This is a genomic window from Amycolatopsis sp. NPDC104587, assembly GCF_055583645.1.
This window is the reverse complement of the sequence record NZ_JBVJNO010000001.1, coordinates 185,969-203,523: the sequence shown is the minus strand read 5'-3', so window position 1 is coordinate 203,523 and position 17,555 is coordinate 185,969. Positions and strand designations below refer to the sequence as shown.

14 protein-coding genes and 1 tRNA gene are annotated in these 17,555 nt (G+C 67.3%); 10 read left to right on the top strand and 5 right to left on the bottom strand.

Annotated features, from left to right (window positions below):
- The first annotated feature begins 285 nt into the window (after window positions 1–285).
- From ACZ61C_RS01025 to ACZ61C_RS01015, 3 genes are all read left to right on the top strand, one after another.
- The gene (locus tag ACZ61C_RS01025; protein ID WP_465301462.1) at window positions 286–2,634 is read left to right on the top strand and encodes a CHAT domain-containing protein; all 2,349 of its coding nucleotides are present in this window, start codon (window positions 286–288) and stop codon (window positions 2,632–2,634) included.
- Window positions 2,635–4,043: 1,409 nt separating this feature from the next.
- The gene (locus ACZ61C_RS01020) at window positions 4,044–5,234 is read left to right on the top strand and encodes a CHAT domain-containing protein (RefSeq protein WP_465301460.1); all 1,191 of its coding nucleotides are present in this window, start codon (window positions 4,044–4,046) and stop codon (window positions 5,232–5,234) included.
- A gap of 24 nt (window positions 5,235–5,258) precedes the next feature.
- On the top strand, window positions 5,259–5,813 hold the full coding sequence (locus ACZ61C_RS01015) for a trypco2 family protein (protein ID WP_465301458.1): 555 nt from the start codon (window positions 5,259–5,261) through the stop codon (window positions 5,811–5,813).
- A gap of 67 nt (window positions 5,814–5,880) precedes the next feature.
- Here ACZ61C_RS01015 and ACZ61C_RS01010 read toward each other — a convergent pair whose 3' ends face one another.
- Window positions 5,881–6,300, bottom strand: coding sequence for a histone-like nucleoid-structuring protein Lsr2 (locus ACZ61C_RS01010; RefSeq protein ID WP_465301456.1), 420 nt, complete (start codon window positions 6,298–6,300; stop codon window positions 5,881–5,883).
- A gap of 212 nt (window positions 6,301–6,512) precedes the next feature.
- On the opposite strand from ACZ61C_RS01010, the gene ACZ61C_RS01005 reads away from it, so the two are divergent.
- Window positions 6,513–7,268 carry a hypothetical protein gene (locus tag ACZ61C_RS01005; protein WP_465301454.1) on the top strand — a complete coding sequence of 252 codons (756 nt, stop codon included), beginning with the start codon at window positions 6,513–6,515 and terminating at the stop codon, window positions 7,266–7,268.
- Window positions 7,269–7,537: 269 nt separating this feature from the next.
- On the opposite strand, the gene ACZ61C_RS01000 is transcribed toward ACZ61C_RS01005, so the two are convergent.
- Window positions 7,538–7,613: transfer RNA gene (locus ACZ61C_RS01000), tRNA-Thr, on the bottom strand.
- 168 nt (window positions 7,614–7,781) lie between these two features.
- On the opposite strand from ACZ61C_RS01000, the gene ACZ61C_RS00995 reads away from it, so the two are divergent.
- The 4 genes from ACZ61C_RS00995 (at window position 7,782) to ACZ61C_RS00980 (ending at window position 13,967) form a co-directional block, all read left to right on the top strand.
- Complete coding sequence (locus tag ACZ61C_RS00995; RefSeq protein ID WP_465301452.1) at window positions 7,782–9,284, top strand: threonine/serine exporter family protein; 1,503 nt, start codon at window positions 7,782–7,784, stop codon at window positions 9,282–9,284.
- Between the two features lie 82 nt (window positions 9,285–9,366).
- Complete coding sequence (locus ACZ61C_RS00990) at window positions 9,367–10,809, top strand: alpha,alpha-trehalose-phosphate synthase (UDP-forming) (protein ID WP_465301450.1); 1,443 nt, start codon at window positions 9,367–9,369, stop codon at window positions 10,807–10,809.
- Window positions 10,810–10,844: 35 nt separating this feature from the next.
- Window positions 10,845–13,376 (top strand): trehalose-phosphatase, encoded by a 2,532-nt coding sequence (otsB, locus tag ACZ61C_RS00985; RefSeq protein WP_465301448.1) that lies wholly within the window; start codon window positions 10,845–10,847, stop codon window positions 13,374–13,376.
- 87 nt (window positions 13,377–13,463) lie between these two features.
- On the top strand, window positions 13,464–13,967 hold the full coding sequence (locus ACZ61C_RS00980; RefSeq protein ID WP_465301446.1) for a hypothetical protein: 504 nt from the start codon (window positions 13,464–13,466) through the stop codon (window positions 13,965–13,967).
- On the opposite strand, the gene ACZ61C_RS00975 is transcribed toward ACZ61C_RS00980, so the two are convergent.
- A complete protein-coding gene (locus ACZ61C_RS00975) occupies window positions 13,945–14,127 on the bottom strand; it encodes a DUF397 domain-containing protein (protein ID WP_465301445.1) in 183 nt (60 codons plus the stop codon). The genes ACZ61C_RS00980 and ACZ61C_RS00975 overlap by 23 nt on opposite strands.
- Before the next feature lie 13 nt (window positions 14,128–14,140).
- On the bottom strand, window positions 14,141–14,959 hold the full coding sequence (locus ACZ61C_RS00970; RefSeq protein ID WP_465301443.1) for a helix-turn-helix domain-containing protein: 819 nt from the start codon (window positions 14,957–14,959) through the stop codon (window positions 14,141–14,143).
- Between the two features lie 116 nt (window positions 14,960–15,075).
- On the opposite strand from ACZ61C_RS00970, the gene ACZ61C_RS00965 reads away from it, so the two are divergent.
- Together ACZ61C_RS00965 and ACZ61C_RS00960 are read left to right on the top strand one after the other, a co-directional pair.
- Window positions 15,076–15,648 (top strand): ArsR/SmtB family transcription factor, encoded by a 573-nt coding sequence (locus tag ACZ61C_RS00965; RefSeq protein WP_465301441.1) that lies wholly within the window; start codon window positions 15,076–15,078, stop codon window positions 15,646–15,648.
- A 13-nt stretch (window positions 15,649–15,661) separates the two neighbouring features.
- The gene (locus ACZ61C_RS00960) at window positions 15,662–16,945 is read left to right on the top strand and encodes an alpha/beta hydrolase family protein (RefSeq protein ID WP_465301439.1); all 1,284 of its coding nucleotides are present in this window, start codon (window positions 15,662–15,664) and stop codon (window positions 16,943–16,945) included.
- Here ACZ61C_RS00960 and ACZ61C_RS00955 read toward each other — a convergent pair.
- The gene (locus tag ACZ61C_RS00955; protein WP_465301437.1) at window positions 16,942–17,535 is read right to left on the bottom strand and encodes a C39 family peptidase; all 594 of its coding nucleotides are present in this window, start codon (window positions 17,533–17,535) and stop codon (window positions 16,942–16,944) included. The genes ACZ61C_RS00960 and ACZ61C_RS00955 overlap by 4 nt on opposite strands.
- Between the last annotated feature and the right edge of the window lie 20 nt (window positions 17,536–17,555).

Below are 17,555 nucleotides of genomic sequence, written 5' to 3'. Positions count from 1 at the left end.
GTGCCCGCGCACCGAGGCGCAAACCACGATCACCTGCTCCGCGAAACCCCGGACGTGCCCGCCGTGCGCCCTCCGACACCGCCCACAGTGGCGCACCGCCAAAGTAAGCCAGCTCCCGACGCGATTCACCGCGCCAAACATCAAACGCGCGAGGTCGTCACCGCCACTTCGAGGGAAACCCGCAGATCGATATCGTGATTACTGGCCAACGATTTCACTCGACCACCAAAGAACCTCAGCGCTCCAGGTAGTGTGCATGACTGAAGTTGATGTCAGGAGGGTGCGTTGACCTACGAACGAAAAGCCGGGCGCCAAACGATCGTCGCCGTTGACATCCAGAACTACGGAAGCCGCCGCAGGACTGTGCTGGAGGACCAGAACCTGCACCGAGCAGCGAACACCCTGTTCCTTGAGGCTCTCTCCCGTGCCCGCATACATCGGAAGGAGTGCCAGTTCACAGACCGCGGAGACGGCGTACTCGTCCTCGCCTCGGAGAGAATCTCCGAGAAGCGGTTTGTCGAGGACCTGCCCCCCGCGCTCGTTCGAGTGCTGCATCAGCATAACCGGACCCGCGACGCCGCATCCCAAATTCGGCTCAAAATGGCGCTGCATGCGGGCGCAGTACGCTTCGGCTCCCACGGCGCCGCCGGAACGGCGATCACTCACACATTACGGCTCCTGGATGCCGTTCCGCTCAGGGAGGCGCTCATGTCCTCTGGGGCGATGCTGGCGCTGATCACATCGGAGTGGTTCTTCGAGGAGATCGTCCGGCGCAGCGACCGTCCCGACCCCACGACGTTCCGGCCGGTGCAGGTCATGGCGAAGGGGATCCGGGCCAACGGCTGGATCGCGCTACCCGACCGGCCATACCCGCCTGACCCGGAACTGCGAGCTAAACGGGTCGCTTTCTCGAGCTATTACGCCTTTCACGCGCAAGTCACCGTCGGCCAAGTAGGCCATCGCTACTACCTCAAAGACGACGCCTACGGCGCAACCGACGTGGTCCCAACCGCCGACATGCCCAATCCCGTCAACTCTCCTCCGCCCGCGCGTGAATCAACAGCACCCGTGCGCGGCAGCGGCGACCAGGCGCCCGACCCGGGTGCTCCTGACCGTTCAACAGCGGGCGGTGCGGGGTCGCCTTCCGGGCAATCTGACGACCCGGTGACCGCGGGAAAGAGCGGGGCGGACACCGAAGTGTTCCGATCCCTGCATGCGGGTCTGCCCTCGACAGCACCACTATTCTCCGCCATCAGCCTCGTCGTGCAGATCACCGAGACAACCCCAACGTGGTCCCGCCGCTTTTCACGTCTCGATGGAATAGCCTCCGGGCAGGACGTCGCCATCGTCGTGCAGGCCCCAGCGGGCCTCATCCCAGAAGGTCCGCTAGAACAGGTCACCTCGGTGCCCGCATCGGGCGACGCGAAGCCTGTCCGATTTGGGTTCCAGACCCGGGAACCCGGTCAACAGCGGCTTCAGGTCACAGCGTGGGCCGGCGGCACCTTTCTCGCCGAACTTGAGATCGAAGTAGCGGTCGGAAGCAGCTCTGGTTACGGCGCTAACGCGATCGCCGTGGCCCGCATGCCTCAGCCTCAACCGCGCGTCGGCGAAGTCACTCTGCTCGTTAGATCCGACGGCGAGCGTTACGTATTTCAGCTGCTGTCCGAGGAGTGCCTTTTCGAACCGGTCGTAGCCCAAGCTCTCACCGCAGATCCAGGAGTCGCGGTCGAACGGGCGGTGACGACCCTGAAACAACTTGCCGAGGGACGGGGACCCTACCAAACCTCTGCCGCCAGGCGATGGATGCGCGAAACTGGAATCGGGTTATGGAACGACATCGTTCCAGAATTGATCAAGGATCAGTACTGGCAGTTACGACAGAGCATCAAATCTCTTAGCGTCGCCACGTCTGACGACATTTTGCCGTGGGAACTACTCTACCCATTGCGCCACGACCGGGACGAAGGCTTCCTCGTCGAGCAGTTTCCAGTACTGAGACGAGTGTTCGGGCAGCATCGCACGCGCGAAGTCGATCTCGGCGACTGCTCCTACATACTCTCATCCAAAATCCCGGGCAACGCGCACGACGAAATTGAGGCAGTTTCCGAAGTGCTCGGCACCGGCGACGTGATCGACAGCCTGGACCCGCTCCTGGATTTGATCGCTTCAGGACAGTGCGGCGCGTTGCATTTCGCTTGCCACAACAACTTCGTGGCGGATGGGGGCGGATCTTCGATCAAGCTCGATGGAGGACCGTTCGTTCCGACACTCCTGAACAGCGCCGCGACCAGGAGAAGTCTCGCGAAGCGGTCGCCACTGGTTTTCATCAACGCGTGCCGCTCGGCTGGGGCGGTGCCGCAGTTCGGACGCATGCTGGGCTGGGCCCAGCAGTTCATGGCCGCCGGAGCAGGGGCGTTCGTCGGGACGCTCTGGCCGGTCCAAAGCGAAACCGCAGCCGAGTTCGCCTGCGCGTTCTACAGCCAACTGCGCAACGGCCATACCCTAGGCGAGGCTGCACACGTCGCGCGACACATGACCAGCGGCCCCAACGCCGACCCGACCTGGCTCGCATACGCAATCTATGGCGATCCAGCAGCGACAGCATCCGGCCAGGTCGCCGGCCGGCGCGGATGAATGCCGACAACGCGCTGCCGCTCGTAACGAATGCGACCGCCTCAGCGACTGGGACAGCCGACAGGGTGGCACCGCTCGGAAGATCTACGGCAATTGAGGAACACAGGAGCTAAGGCATGTCACCGGACGACCAGACCTTGGGCCAACTAGTGGCCTCGCTCCTTGATAGACCGGTGGATGTACACCGCTCCCGGTCTTCCGTGGTCTTCTTCGTGCTGGATGTGCTGCAGGACCCGGCTATCAACCCGCAGTTCGTGATTGACGCAGCTGCAACGGTGCGATCAGACCTCTACGTTTTTTCCACTGCACGGCCGCGGCGGCTACGAAGGCTGCGCGAAGCGGTGGACAGCGCCGCCCGCATCGACAGCGAGTTCGCCACAATTATTGGCCAGATGGTCCGTATTGCTACGAGCCTTCAGCCTTCGCGGTCGCCGGAGCGCACTGCGAAGGGAGCGCCGGGCGAACTGTCGCCGCCGGCGGGGCCCGGCGGCGATGCCCGGTCCGCCTCAGCGAACAAGCCCCGTTCCGTCGACGACGCGCCCACGCACCCCATACCAATCGTTCGAGGCACGGATACCTCCTGGCCGCAGCGGGACACCGCGGGATCGGAGTTCGCGGAACCACGCTCTGCTGACCCGCCCGGCACCTCTGGCAACGCTGGGCGGGCAAGGAGGTCACCCTCGGAGTACCGTGTGGACGCTCCGAAGAGCTTGCCCCGGCGAACTACAGCCTCGCAGCTGCCGCCGGAATCGGCACATGCGTTCGACCGGTACGACACCGATGAACCACTGGAACCAGACTTAGGCCCGGCGTCTACGGCACGAGACCGGATGTCGAGTCTTCAGCGCGGGCTAGCCTGGGCACGCCGCACGCTCCGGCGAGAAACTGGAGCCGAACAGCGCGCATCTACCGCCGATACGAGACCGGCGGTAGAGTCTCGCGAGGTCTACGGCGCGGGCGAGCCCGACGAGAGTTTCAGAAGGACGGAGCGCGCTGCGCCTACTGCGCTGCCGGCCCGACCACCACGTCGGCCTCGACCTTCGGCTCCTCGCTCCTCCGAGCATGCTCCCCACCCCGAGCTGGCCAGCCTGCACTCCGTTGATCGCTGGCAGGCTTCTGCCGTCTCGCCTTCAGCCCGCTCAATAACGTCCAGCAGATTCCCGCAGCGCTACCTCTGCGCCGATCTTCCTGCCCGTGCACCGCTGTCCGAAGAATTAAGCCTGCTCATCCGGATCACCGAGCACCCCTCGGCACCAAGGCGCTCGTCGTCATCCAGACAACTGAAAGGCTTCGCAATACCGCCCGAGGGCACGCAGGTACTGATCCTGGTGCGCGCTCCAGATGCGCTACCTGCGAAGACATCGTTGCGCCGTGCCGTTACCGTCCCGGCGTCCGGCGACGCTGAGCCCGTGTTGTTCGAATTCGCCCCCCGCGTGCCGGGCCTTCATCAACTACAGGTCATCGTGTTCGCAGGCGGCACGTTCGCAGGCGAGCTGACCTTACAGGTGTCCGTCGAGTCCGGCGGGAAGCTCGCCGAACGAGAACCGGTCGTCGCTCCTCTTGCGGACGTGACCGCTCATCGGGGCGAAGTCACGCTGCTGGTTCACTCTGATACGTCTGTCCGGCGTCGCTACACCTTCCAGTTGCTGTCCGATCGCTACTACTCTGAGCCGGCGCTGGCGCAATCACTCACTGCCGATCCTTCGCTGGCGGTAGAGCGCACCATGGACACTCTGCGACTGATGGCACAGGGCCGCGGCCCATACACGGCGGACAACGCCGCATACTGGACGAGGGAGATTGGAATCGGTCTATGGAACGACGTAGTCCCCGATGTTATCAAGGATCAATTCTGGCAACTGCGGGACGACATCTCCTCGTTCACCGTCGCCACTAAAGACGATGTCCTACCATGGGAATTGCTGTACCCCTTGCATCCCTCGGAAGACCATGGCTTCCTCGTGGAACAGTTTCCCGTGCTTCGGAGGGTACTCAAGCAGCATCGGTCTCGACTGATCAGCCTTGCCGGGTGCTCGTACATCGTTTCACAAAAATCCCCTCGGGACGTCGAACAGGAACTGACGACGTTGTCCGAGATTCTCGGCACAGGACCGGTCCTGCGCGAACTGCGAGATATACTTTCACTTATCGCATCCGGCACCTGCGGATCGCTACACTTTTCCTGCCACAACAGCTTCAGCTCCGACAATGGCGGTTCAACGATCGCGATGTCAGGGGGACCCTTCGTGCCCGAACTACTCAACAGCGCTGTCACGACAAAAAGCCTGTCAGCGCGGGCGCCACTAGTATTTCTCAATGCCTGCCGAAGTGCCAGCGTGGCACCTCAATACAGCCGGATGATCGGATGGGCCGAACAGTTCATGGGCGCGGGCGCCGGCGCGTTCGTTGGCACGCTGTGGCCGGTCCGCAGCGAAACCGCCGGTAACTTTGCTCAGTTTTTTTACGAGAACCTCAGCAACGGTGACACACTGGGGATCGCTACACAGAAGGCAAGATTGTCAGCGTCGAAGTCGGATGGAATGGACCCGACCTGGCTGGCATACAGCGTGTACGGCGATCCCGACGCGGTCGCCGTATAGCTCCTAGTCGTCGAAGGAGAAAACATGCGTATCACGTCCGATGGAGTGCCGGTTGCCGACCTCGTGGCCACGGTGAAAGCTGCGATTGTCGGAGCTGGGTTGTCCGCCTCCCGGTCCGACCGCGACATGAAAGTGTCGGCTGTCCAGCTGACACTGAACACCATCGCCACCGAGAAAGCGGGCGGGAAGATCGAGTTCAAAGTGCCAGTCCTGGGCATGGCGGTGAAGCTGGGGCGATCAGTGACGGTGAAGAACACTCATGTTCTGGACATGACTCTGGTACCGCCCGACCTTGCTCCGCGGCACGAAGTACGCGGCGACGCTGCGGAGGAGGTCCTCGTCGAGGCCATCGAGACAATTCGGGACGTGATGGCCGCGGCGCTCGACGGTGACGATCCGTTCGTGCTCAAGGAGAGCTCAGTAGAGCTGGTCTTCGCCGTGACCGAGGAAGGCGCTATCAACCTGGGCATCGATAGCGAGCAAGGCGACGAGACCACTCACAAGCTGAAGCTGACTTTGACATCCGCGCTCATCGCCGCGCCCGCGTTGGATGCTCAGAGCGCCCACCCCCGTGACTAACCTGGCCACATCTGCATCAGCGGCCAGAATCCCCCTTCACCGGGCGTGAACGATCTCGGTAGCAGGCCTACTTCCGTGACGCCCGCTTCCGCGCCTGTTTCGGCGCGGCCACCTCCACCGGGGCAGCTTGTGCCGACTCGTACGCACTGATCAGCTCGCTGGACAGCCGGCCACGCTCGGCCACCTCGTAGCCGTTGGCCGCCGCCCATTCCCGGACAGACTGGTTGTACTCGCGCGAGTTGCCCCGCTCCGACGCCGCAGAGCCGCCGTTGGTTCCGGCCGTCCGGCCGAGCGCAGTCCGTGCGCGCCGGCCCCCGACCCGTCGCGCCGCCTGCACGTAGCGCTCGAGCTCCCCACGCAGCGCATCAGCATTCTCGGCCGACAGGTCGATCTCATACGAGATTCCGTCGAGGGTGAACGCGACCGTCTCCGCGGCCTCGCTGCCATCGAGATCGTCGAGGACCTCCACCCGCATCTTCTGCGCCACCACTACATCCCTTCGTCTGTGTCCACAGCAGACCTCCGCCCAAGTGGGCGCCGTTGCTGCAAGCCTCCGCAGACCCTACGCGCCACGGACTGACCAGTCGGTACGAGACCACAGCGCGATCGATGCCACGATCCACAAGGGCACCGAACTCACCGACCCGGCATCCGGCATCAGTCCTGCTTCACGTCTGTAGTCGCCGTACCGTTGCGACGGTGAGTCAACCACCACCGGAGCCTGCAGCCACCATCCTCGCTCGGCTGCTGACCGAGATCTCGTGGGAAGGCTCGGCCACTCGCAACTACCGCCACGGCGGCCGCGGCCGGGAGAACGTCCTCACCGCTGAAGTTCTGACCGCGCTGGATTACCTTCCCCGCGCCCGATTCCTCGGCGCCGTCCTGGCCGCCGCCCACGACGCCAGAACCGCAACAGCCCAAGCCGCCCACGACGCGGAAGCATTCACGATCGAGTTCCTGCCCGAAGTCGTGCTCAACCCCCAGGGCATCGGCAAAGCCGCCCAGGTCGTGGTGCAGCCCGACGCACTGCTGCACGGGCAGTCCAGCCTGGTCCTGCTCGAGGCAAAGCGCCTACGCGCCAGCTCGTTCCAGGCCGAGCAGCTCACCCGCGAATACCTCACCGTCACCGCCTTGGCAGGCGCCCGCGTACCCCTTCTGCTGCTTGTTCTCGGCGCCGCGCCTCCGGTGCGCGTAGCCGGCAGCGGCCGCATCACCATCACCGACGCAATCGACCAACATCTCGACGCCGTCTACGCCCGGCTCGGGCACCACCCGTGGACTCTTGCCCAGCTCCGCAACCACCTAGGGCGTTCCGCGGCGTGGATCACCTGGAACGAACTCGCCGACGTCCTCAACACCCAGAACCAACCCGCAGCCTTCGCTGACGCGTCCGTCGCAGCAGCGGTGACCCGCATGGTCAACGCCGTCTCGCAAGCCACGCACTGGCATCAGTAAGGCCGTCAGCCGTCGAGTCGCGTGCTGGCGCATCACGACGCGTCAGCTCATGCCACGCGCGGTTAGTCACCTTACTTCGCATAGACCACGCAGAGCGGGAATCGACTTGTCGACTTCAAGAGCTAAGCGCCTTCCCGTTGGCCGGAGCGCGCTCCAAGCGCTAGGTACCCGCGAGCCACCCTTGAGAACTCTCGGGCACACCCGGGCACACCTGCAAATTGCAAGTTAATGAAGATTAGCGTCAGATCAGCAGCTCAAGGCCACTTTTTTGGAGCCGCCAAGGGGGCTCGAACCCCTGACCTTCTGTTTACAAGACAGATGCTCTACCAGCTGAGCTATAGCGGCCTGGCGCCCTCGGCGCCGCCCACAGTGTATCGGGCTCCGCTCAAGATCCGTTCGACAGGCAGCATCGCCAGGTCCAGGCCACCATGGGCAACGTGGTCAACGCCACTGCAACAGCCGGCCTGCCCGCGTCGATGGTCCGGGAGGAGAGAGCGAGGAGGTGGATGGATCATGAAGATCAACGAGCGCGCCAACGGGGGCAAGGCGACCAGATGGCCCGTCCTGGAACCTCCCGCGCAAAGAACCCCGAAGACCCATCGCCCGAACCTCCTCCGGCGGCGGCCGTGGCAGGTGCTCGAGGCTCCGACCGGTGAGTTTCCCGCCGTCGACGCCGAGGAGGCCATGGGGCCTCAGCTGCCCGACGAGGCCACCGTCAACTTCGTGCTCGACCTCTCGCTGCGCATCGGGGAGGTCCAGATGGCCAGCGGCGCCGGCGCGTCGGACGTCACCGCGACCATCATCGCCATCGCCGCCGCGCTCGGGTTGCCGCACTGCGAGGTCGACGTCATCTTCACGTCGATCACCGTCACCTGCCACCGCGGCAGCGACCTCTCGCCGGTCACCGCGCTGCGCGTCGTGCGCAGCCGGAGCCTCGACTACACCCGGCTGACCGAGACCGAGAAGCTGATCCGGCAGATCGTGCGCGGCAACGTCGGCGCGGAGCAGGCGCAGACCGAGCTCGAACGGATCACGCGGGCGCCGCACCCCTACCCGCGCTGGGTCGCGACGCTGTCCTGGGGCGGGGTCGCCGCCTTCATCACCATCCTGCTCGGGGGTGGCCTCGACATCGCGCTCGTCGCCTTCGTCATCAGTGGCGTGATCGACCGGATCGGCCGGTTCGTGAACCGGTACTCCCTGCCGTTCTTCTTCCAGCAGGTGATCGGCGGCCTGGTCGCGACGCTCTCCGCGATGGCCGTCGTGAGCAGCGGGGTCTTGACCACCGACCGGCCGACGCTCGTCGTCGCGGCCGCGCTGACCGTGCTGCTGTCCGGGCTCTCCACCGTGTCCGCGGTGCAGGACGCCATCACCGGCTACAACGTCACCGCCGCCGGACGCACGATGGAAACCGTGCTGATGTCGGCGGGCCTGATCGCCGGGGTCGTGCTGGCGCTGCGGATCGCCGTCTTCTTCGAACTGCCGCTCACGCCGCTGCCGGACGTCCCCAGCTCGACGCCGCAGCAGCTGCCGCAGGTCATCATCGGCGGGGCCGGCGCCTCCGCCTGCTTCGCGCTCGCCTCGTACTCGAAGATGCGCGCGATGCTGGTCGCGGCGGCCGCCGGGGCCATCGGCGCCGCCGTCTACGGCGCGCTCATGCTGTCCGAGCTCGACGGCGTCAGCTCGTCCGCCATCGCGGCGACGCTGGTCGGGTTCTGCGGTGGTGTGCTCGCGCGGCGGCTCGGCGTGACCCCGCTCGTGGTCGCCGTGTCCGGGATCACTCCGCTGCTTCCGGGCCTTTCGACCTACCGTGGTCTGTACCGGATCGGGGTCGAGCCCAGTGGCGACATCTCGACGCTGATGACAGCCGTCGCAATCGGGCTTGCGCTGGCAGCGGGCGTGGTACTCGGGGAATGGCTCGCCCAGCCGGTACGGACCGGTCTGGGCAGGCTCGAGCGGCGGTTCGCCGGACCACGCATGGCTGGTCCGCTCGAACCGGCTGATCGACGCTTGGAGTAACCCGACGGTCACCGGCTGTTCATCGCTCACGCGATAGGGTTTCACTCTGGGGCCGCGACCCGGGACGCGAGGAGCGAGCGACGTGAGTGAACCGAAGGAGAACACGAGATCGGCCGATTTCGTCGTGGTGGCGAACCGGCTTCCGGTGGACCTCGAGCGCACGACGGACGGTGAGCGCCGCTGGACGGCCAGTCCGGGTGGGCTGGTCTCCGCGCTCGAGCCGTTCCTCCGCTCCCGCAAGGGCGCGTGGGTGGGCTGGCCGGGCATCCCGGACGTCGACGTCGAGGAGTTCGACGACGACGGTCTCGTGCTGCACCCGGTCTCGTTGAGCGCCGACGAAGTCCGTGACTACTACGAAGGTTTCTCCAACGCGACGCTCTGGCCGCTCTACCACGACGTCGTCGAGCGCCCGGTGTTCGACCGGGCGTGGTGGAACAGCTACGTCAAGGTGAACCGCCGCTTCGCCCAGGCCAGCGCCGAGGTCGCCGCCCAGGGCGCGACGGTCTGGATCCAGGACTACCAGCTGCAGCTGGTGCCGGCGATGCTGCGCGAGCTGCGGCCCGACCTGCGCATCGGCTTCTTCCTGCACATCCCGTTCCCGCCGGTCGAGCTGTTCATGCAGATGCCGTGGCGCGCCGCGATCATCCGCGGCCTCACCGGCGCGGACCTCGTCGGCTTCCACCGCCCCGGCGGGGCGCAGAACTTCCTCTGGCTGTGCCGCCAGCTGATCGGCCTCGAGTCGACGCGCGGCGCGGTCGGCGTCCGGTCGCGGCCGGGCACCATGCAGGTCGGCGACCGGACGGTCCGGGTCGGCGCCTTCCCGATCTCGATCGACGCCGCCGGGCTCGACACGCTCGCGCGCACGAAGGGCGTCCAGGAGCGCGCAGCCCAGCTGCGGCGCGACCTCGGCAACCCCAAGACGGTCATGCTCGGCGTCGACCGCCTCGACTACACCAAGGGCATCGACCTGCGCCTGCAGGCGCTGCACGAGCTGCTCCACGAGGGCCGCCTGCAGCCGGACGACGTCACGTTCGTGCAGCTCGCCACCCCCAGCCGCGAGCGCGTCGAGCACTACCAGCGGATGCGCGGCGAGATCGAGCAGATGGTCGGCCGGATCAACGGCGAGTTCGCCCGCGTCGGCCACCCGGTCGTGCACTACCTCCACCAGTCGGTCGACCGCACCGAGCTGGCCGGCTTCTTCTCCGCGGCGGACGTCATGGTCGTGACGCCGCTGCGTGACGGCATGAACCTCGTGTGCAAGGAATACGTCGCCGCGCGGCACGATCTCGGGGGCGCGCTGGTGCTCAGCGAGTTCGCCGGCGCGGCCGCCGAGCTCTCTAGCGCATTCCTCGTGAATCCCCACGACCTGGACGGGGTGAAGGACGCTCTGGTGGCTGCCATTACGCTCGACCCGGCAGAGGGCCGTCGCCGGATGCGCGCCATGCGTCGCCAGGTCCTCACGCACGATGTCGATCGTTGGGCGCGCTCGTTCCTGCAAGCTCTGGGTGCCGAGGCGGTCGATTAACCGAACGACCATGCACGAGCTCCTGAGGAGGAGTGTTGACTGCCGAGGCCCTGCCCGCCGAGCTACGGCGCGCGATCGTGCAGATCGCCCGTACTCCGCGACTGCTGGTCGCCTGCGACTACGACGGCACGCTGGCACCCATCACGCTCAACCCGGACGAGGCACGCCCGCTGCCCGAGTCCGTGGGCGCCCTCAGATCGCTCGCCGGTCTGCACGAGACGACGACCGCGGTCATCTCCGGCCGCGCGCTCCGCGATCTCGCCACGCTCTCGCGGCTGCCGTCCGAGGTGAACCTCGTCGGCAGCCACGGCTCCGAGTTCGACATCGGCTTCATCCACGCCCTCGACGAGAAGGCGCGTGAGCTGCACCGGCGGCTCGAGACCGAGCTGGAGCAGCTCGTGCTCGACGTCCCGGGCGTGTCGCTCGAGGTCAAGCCGGCGAGCATCGCGGTGCACGTGCGCCGAGCCGAGCACGAGGCCGGCCGAAGGGTGCTCGCGGCCGTCCACAACGGACCGTCCACCTGGGAGGGCGTGTCGACCACCGACGGCAAGGAGGTGGTGGAGCTCGCGGTCGTCCAGACGGACAAGGGCCGCGCGCTCGACATCCTGCGCCACCAGGTCGGCGCCACGGCGGCGATCTTCCTCGGCGACGACGTCACCGACGAGAAGGCCTTCGCCCGCCTCTCGGGCCCGGACCTGGGCATCAAGGTCGGCGACGGCGAGACGCTCGCCGGCTTCCGCGTGCCCGACACCGTCGACGTCGCGCTGGTCCTCGGCTTCCTGCTGGAGGAGCGGCGCAACTGGCTCTACGGCGAGTCGGCCCCGCCGATCGAGCGGCTCTCGATGCTGGCCAACGAGCGCTCGGTCGCGCTCGTGACGCCGGACGCGAAGCTGACCTGGCTCTGCCACCCCGGGCCGGACGCGCCCGCGGTGTTCGCCGACCTGCTCGGCGGCGAGGGCGCGGGCCACTTCTCCATCAAGCCGCACCGCAACGGCCTGCCGCTGGGCCAGCGCTACCTGCCGAACACGATGACGGTCGAGACGCGCTGGTCGCGCCTGCTCGTCACCGACTACCTCGAGCCGGAGAGCCCGCAGCACCGGACGGACCTGATCCGCGTGATCTCCGGGGAAGCGCAGGCGGACGTCACGTTCGCGCCGCGTCCGGAGTTCGGCGGGGTGCCGGTCAAGCTGGAGATCACCGAGGGCGGGGTCAAGGTGCTCGGCACGTCGGAGCCGTTCGTGCTCTACGCGCCGGGGGTCGAGTGGACCATCACCTCCGACGGCATGCACGACACCGCGACCGCGCTCGTGCAGCCGACGCCGACCCAGCCGGTCGTGCTGGAGCTGCGCTGCGGCACGCCGGACCTCGGCCCGCACGAACTGTCCGAAGTGGAACGCCGGGACCGCGCGGGCCGCTACTGGAGCGAGTGGACGTCCAAGCTGCAGCTGCCGAAGGTGCAGACCGACCTGGTACTGCGCTCGGCGCTGACGCTGCGCGGCCTGGTCAACACCGACTCCGGCGGGGTGCTCGCCGCGGCGACGTCGTCGCTGCCTGAGGAGATCGGCGGTGTCCGCAACTGGGACTACCGCTACTGCTGGATCCGCGACGCCGCGATGACCGTGCGGGAGCTCGTGCACCTCGGCTCGATCGAGGAGGCCGAGGGGTACCTCAAGTGGCTCCACGGTGTGCTCGCGACGCTGGCCGGCCCGGAGCGGCTCCACCCGCTGTACACGCTTTCGGGCAGTGTCATCGGCGCCGAAGCCGTGATCGAGTCGCTGCCCGGGTACGCCGGTTCGCGGCCCGTGCGGGTCGGCAACCTGGCGAACCACCAGGTGCAGCTGGACGTCTTCGGCCCGGTCGTCGAGCTGGTCGGCACCCTCGCCGCGGCGCGCGGCGACCTGCGTGACGAGGACTGGCAGATGGTCCGCGCCATGGCGGAAGCCGTGACGCGGCGCTGGAACGAGCCCGACCACGGGATCTGGGAGGAGCGGCACGTGCCGCGCCACCGGGTCTACTCCCGGGTCATGTGCTGGGTGACCATCGACCGCGCGGTCAAGCTCGGCGAGCAGTACGGCCGGGGCGTGCCGGGCGCGTGGCCCACCCTGCGCGACGCGATCAAGGACGACGTCCTCACCCACGGCTGGAACGACGAGGTCCAGGCCTTCACGACGGCCTACGACGGCACGGACCTCGACGCGGCTTCGCTGTTCGTCGGGCTCACCGGGCTGATCGACCCGGCCGACGAGCGCTTCCAGCACACGGTGACCGCGATCGAGGCGGAGCTGCGCAGTGGGTCCACTGTGTACCGTTACCGCCGCGACGACGGCCTCCCGGGCGGCGAGGGCGGCTTCCACATCTGCGCGGCGTGGCTGATCGAGGCGTACCTGCTCACCGGGCGGCGCACCGAGGCGCAGGAGCTGTTCGACCAGATCGTCGCGGCGGCCGGCCCGACGGGGCTGCTGCCGGAGCAGTACGACCCCATCGCCGAACGGTCCCTCGGCAATCATCCGCAGGCGTATTCGCACATCGGGCTCATCCGGTGCGCCAACTTGCTGGCAGCCAGTTAGCCCTTTCGGTCTGATTGTCCGTGAAGGCCACCGCGAGGAACCTCGAGTTCCTTATGGTGGCCTTCACGGCGTTCGGAGGTGAGGTGCGTGCAGGGGACGTTCGGGCAGGTCGAGTACGTGCCGCTGCCGCCCCGGTTCGCCGACCGGGTGCGCTGGGGCTCGGTGGTCGTCGGGTCGTCGATGATCGCCGGGATGGTGCTGTTGTTCGGGCTCACGACGTTCCTGAAGGGCATGGTCCACGGCCACGCCTTCCCGGACACGCTGATCGGCACGGCCGCGGCGGTGCTGCCGCCGCTGAGCGTGCTGGCGATCGCGGTGCTGGTGCTGTCGGTCCGGCGGTGCCTGCGCGGGGACTACCTGGTCGTGGCGAGCGCGGCGGCGGCCCGCAACACGCTGGTGTTCACGTACGTGCTGACGCTGATCCTGATCCTCGGCTCGTACGCGGCGTCGATCGTGTTCCGCGGGTGGCCGGACCTGCTCACGACTCTGGCGACGCTCGCCTTCGCGACCCTGGGGTTCGCGGCGGGGATGGTCTCCGTGCGGCCGTCGGTGCGGACGCTGCGGAGATTCAGCGACCACCCGATTTGGTGAGGAAAGCGGTCCAGGCGGCGGCGCTCAGGTGCAGTTCGCCGTGGGGCGCTTTGGAATCACGGATCGCGATGGGCGCGTTGAAGGAAACCTCGACGCAGTTGCTGCCTTCGCCGCTGGTGCTGTAGCTGCTCTTGAACCACCGTGTGTCTACAGTGGACACCGCAGCCTCCCGCTCACAGCCGTTCGATCAGCGCGATCGAATCCTCCGCATCCAAGGCCCGATCGGCGAAATCCTTGAAGGCCAGCTTAGCAGCGGATACCTCGTCCGTTTTCTCAAGGTGAACCGACCCCAGCATGTGCTCGATGTAGGCGACATCCGCCTCTGCGGGGTCGTCGAAGCTCGCCACGACCACATTGCCGACCTGACCGTCATAGGCGCCGACCCCTTCGGGCACCACCTGAATGGTCACGTTCGGCAGCGCCGCCCGCTCTACGATCGCGCGAAACTGCTCGCCCCGGGCGTCACCGAAGAGGATCGGCTGCCGGAGCGCGCTCTCGTCGATGATCACGTGGTAGCTGAGCACCGGCGCGTCGGTGAGCCGCAGCTGCCGCAGCAGCCGTACGGTGACTTCGTTTTCCAGCACTTTCGGCTTCATCGGCCGCCGAGCACCCGAATAGACCTCGCGCACGTAGGCCTCGGTCTGCAGCAGTCCGGGGATGTAGCCGAACTGGAACTCCTTCACCGCGCTCGCTTCCGCCTCGATGGGCAGGAACCCGCGATTTCCCACCCCGTAGTGGTGCCACCAGCCCTTCTCCTTGGCCCGGTCATACGCGGAGATGTACTCGTCCCAGTCCGAGACGACCACGTTGTACCGGTCCAGCAGCGCGCGGAAGTCGTGGTACGGCGGCAGGTACCCCGTCTCGATGCGCGACAGCTTGCTCGTCGACATGCGCAGCGGCGCGCCCGCTTCTTCCTGAGTCATCCCCAGCCGCTCGCGCATGCGCTTCAGCTGGCGCCCCATCTGCCGGGCGGGCAGGTTCGGCTCACCCACGGCTGACCCCTCGGAACCACATGGGCACGGATAGTAAGAGACGGGTCCGCCGACTCGGGAATCCCACGTGCACAGATTTCTTTGCACAATTTCCTTTGCACGGCTACCTTGGGGTCATGACCAGCGCTCCACCACCGGAAGAGCTCGACCCGGACGCCCTCAAGGCCGTCACGCACCCGTTGCGTCGCCGGATACTCGGCGTGTTGTCCGCGGGCCCGGCCACCGCCACGAAGCTCGCCCAGACCCTCGGCGAGAACACCGGCGCGACCAGCTACCACCTGCGGGAGCTGGCGCGGTTCGGGTTCGTCGAGGACGTCCCGGAGCTCGCGCGGGGCAAGGAACGGTGGTGGCGCACGCGGCCGCGGGACATCCGCTGGCCGCGGCGCAGCGAGCAGAGCGCCGAATCCCAGGTGCTGTTCGACGACATGCAGCGCCAGGGGTTCGAGGACGACCTCGAAAAGCTCAACCGGTTCGCGGAGACGCGCGACGAACTGCCCGGCGACTGGCCGGACGCACTGCTCTACGCACGCGGCGGCACCTGGCTCACCGCCGAGGAGCTACTCGCGTTCTGGAACGACTACATGGAGCTGTTCCGCCGGCACTGGCGGCCCGAGGACGACCGGTCACCGGATGCGCGGCGCGTGCTCGTGCGCCTGCTCGCGTTCCCGGACCCAGGGGAAACGACATGACAGGGGATCTCACATGCGAAGAGGGGCTCTACTGCTGGCCGGGGTGATCCTGGCACTTTCCGCGCCACCGGCTTCGGCGGCCGGCGGCTCGGACGTGACGTTCACGAACGGCGGGGTGACCTTGCACGGCACCGTCGTCGCACCACCCGGCGGGTCGAAGCTGCCGGGCCTGGTGATGGTCCACGGCTCGGGGGCGCACAGCCGGGAGGACTACCGCGACCAGGCGGAAGCCTTTGCGCGAGAAGGCATCGCGACGCTCATCTACGACAAGCGCACCGAGGGGTACTCGCAGTTCTCGCGTTCCTACTCGACGCTGGCGGACGACGCGCTGGCGGCGGTCGAGGCGTTGCGGAAACGGCCCGAGGTCGATCCGGCGCGGGTCGGCGTCTGGGGGTTGAGCGAAGGGGGCTGGGTGGCGCCGCTGGCGGCTTCGAAGTCCGCCGACGTCGCGTTTGTCGTGACGCTGGGGGCGAACGGCGTCGAACCGTCGCGGCAACAGGCGTGGGCGATCGAGAACCAGCTGCGGCAGCTGGGAATGGCCGGGTCGATGGTGCGGATGGCGTCGTCGACGATGATGCGTCAGCTCGTCGGTGGCGGGGTGTTCCCGGAGGCGCACTACGACCCGGTGCCGGTGCTGAAGAGCCTGCGGCAGCCGGTGCTCGGGCTGTGGGGCGCGAAGGACGTCCTGACGCCGCCGGGTGAGGCCGTCCGGATCTTCCGGGAGTCCGTCGGCCGGTCCACGCTGCGGGTCTTCCCGGACGCCCAGCACCAGCTGCGCCGCACCACCGACGGCTACGACAAGCTGCCCGGGTACGCGCCCGGCTACCTGGAGCTGGTGGGCACGTGGGTGCACAACCCGCCCGGCGCGTCGTCCGCCGACCCGGCGCCGGCGCAGGACCGGCCGAGCACCGCGGTGACCCCGCTGGCCTGGTACGAATCGACGTGGCTGCAGCTGGTCGTGCTGGTGTTCCTGCTGGTGGCGTTCGGCTTCGGGCTGGGCCGCGGCGCGGCGCGGCCGTCCCGCCGGCTGGCGGTGACCGGGTTGCTCGCGGTACTGGGCTTCCTGGCGTTCGACGTCCTGACCCAGGTGACGATGGGCCGGAGCCTGGGCCCGGTGCTCGCCGGCCGGCCGTTGCCGTGGCTGGTGTTGCAGCTGCTGTCGCTGGGTGCGGTGGCCGCCGCCATCGGCACGGCGATGGCGTGGTGGCGGCACCGCACCCCACGGCTCGGCGTGCTCCTGGCGGGCGGCGTCGTGTTCGTCCCCTGGGCGGTTTACTGGGGACTGCTGGGGATCTAGGCGGAGTAGCCCTTCGGCGGGATCAGCGTCGCGAGCTGGTCGAAGCCGAGCCAGTAGATCTGGTTCCCGCCGAAGCTCGCCGGGTCGGCGATCTTGACCGTCCGGTCGGAGCTGTCGTACCCGATCACGGTGAAGTAGTGGTAGATCGTGTAGTTCGGGTAGCCCGGCGGGTGGTTGTTCGCGGGCGCGACGATGTTGGCGACGATCGCGTAGCCGTTGTTGATGTCGAGCACGATGTCGTTCCACAGCAGGTCGCGCTGGGCCTGCGTCGGCGGGTCGTTCGGCATCTCCTTGGTCTCGTACCAGGAGGTGCCGAGATCCCGGTTGAGGACGCCGGTGACCTGCCCGATCCAGTCGGTGCCGTTGGTGGTCGTGCCGAGCTGGGACGCGAGCGTGCCCTGGCTCGGCAGGTTCCCGGTCCGCGCGGACATGGCGATGCGGGTGGCAGCCGGGCCGCACCAATAGCCCGTCTGCTGCACTTGGTACTGGATGTTGAGCACGGCCTCGGTGGAGGCTTGCGCCACCGCGGGCAGCGCGACGAGCCCCATGGCGGCCACGAGCGTGACGAATCCCAACCGGAATCTGCGCATGACAGTCCTTCCCCAGTTTT

Coding starts and splice junctions, on each gene's coding strand:
- ACZ61C_RS01015 (WP_465301458.1), top strand. CDS start 5,259: ATGCGTATCACGTCCGATGGAGTGCCGGTTGCCGACCTCGTGGCCACG.
- ACZ61C_RS00995 (WP_465301452.1), top strand. CDS start 7,782: ATGAAGATCAACGAGCGCGCCAACGGGGGCAAGGCGACCAGATGGCCC.
- ACZ61C_RS00965 (WP_465301441.1), top strand. CDS start 15,076: ATGACCAGCGCTCCACCACCGGAAGAGCTCGACCCGGACGCCCTCAAG.
- ACZ61C_RS00960 (WP_465301439.1), top strand. CDS start 15,662: ATGCGAAGAGGGGCTCTACTGCTGGCCGGGGTGATCCTGGCACTTTCC.
- ACZ61C_RS00955 (WP_465301437.1), bottom strand. CDS start 17,535: ATGCGCAGATTCCGGTTGGGATTCGTCACGCTCGTGGCCGCCATGGGG.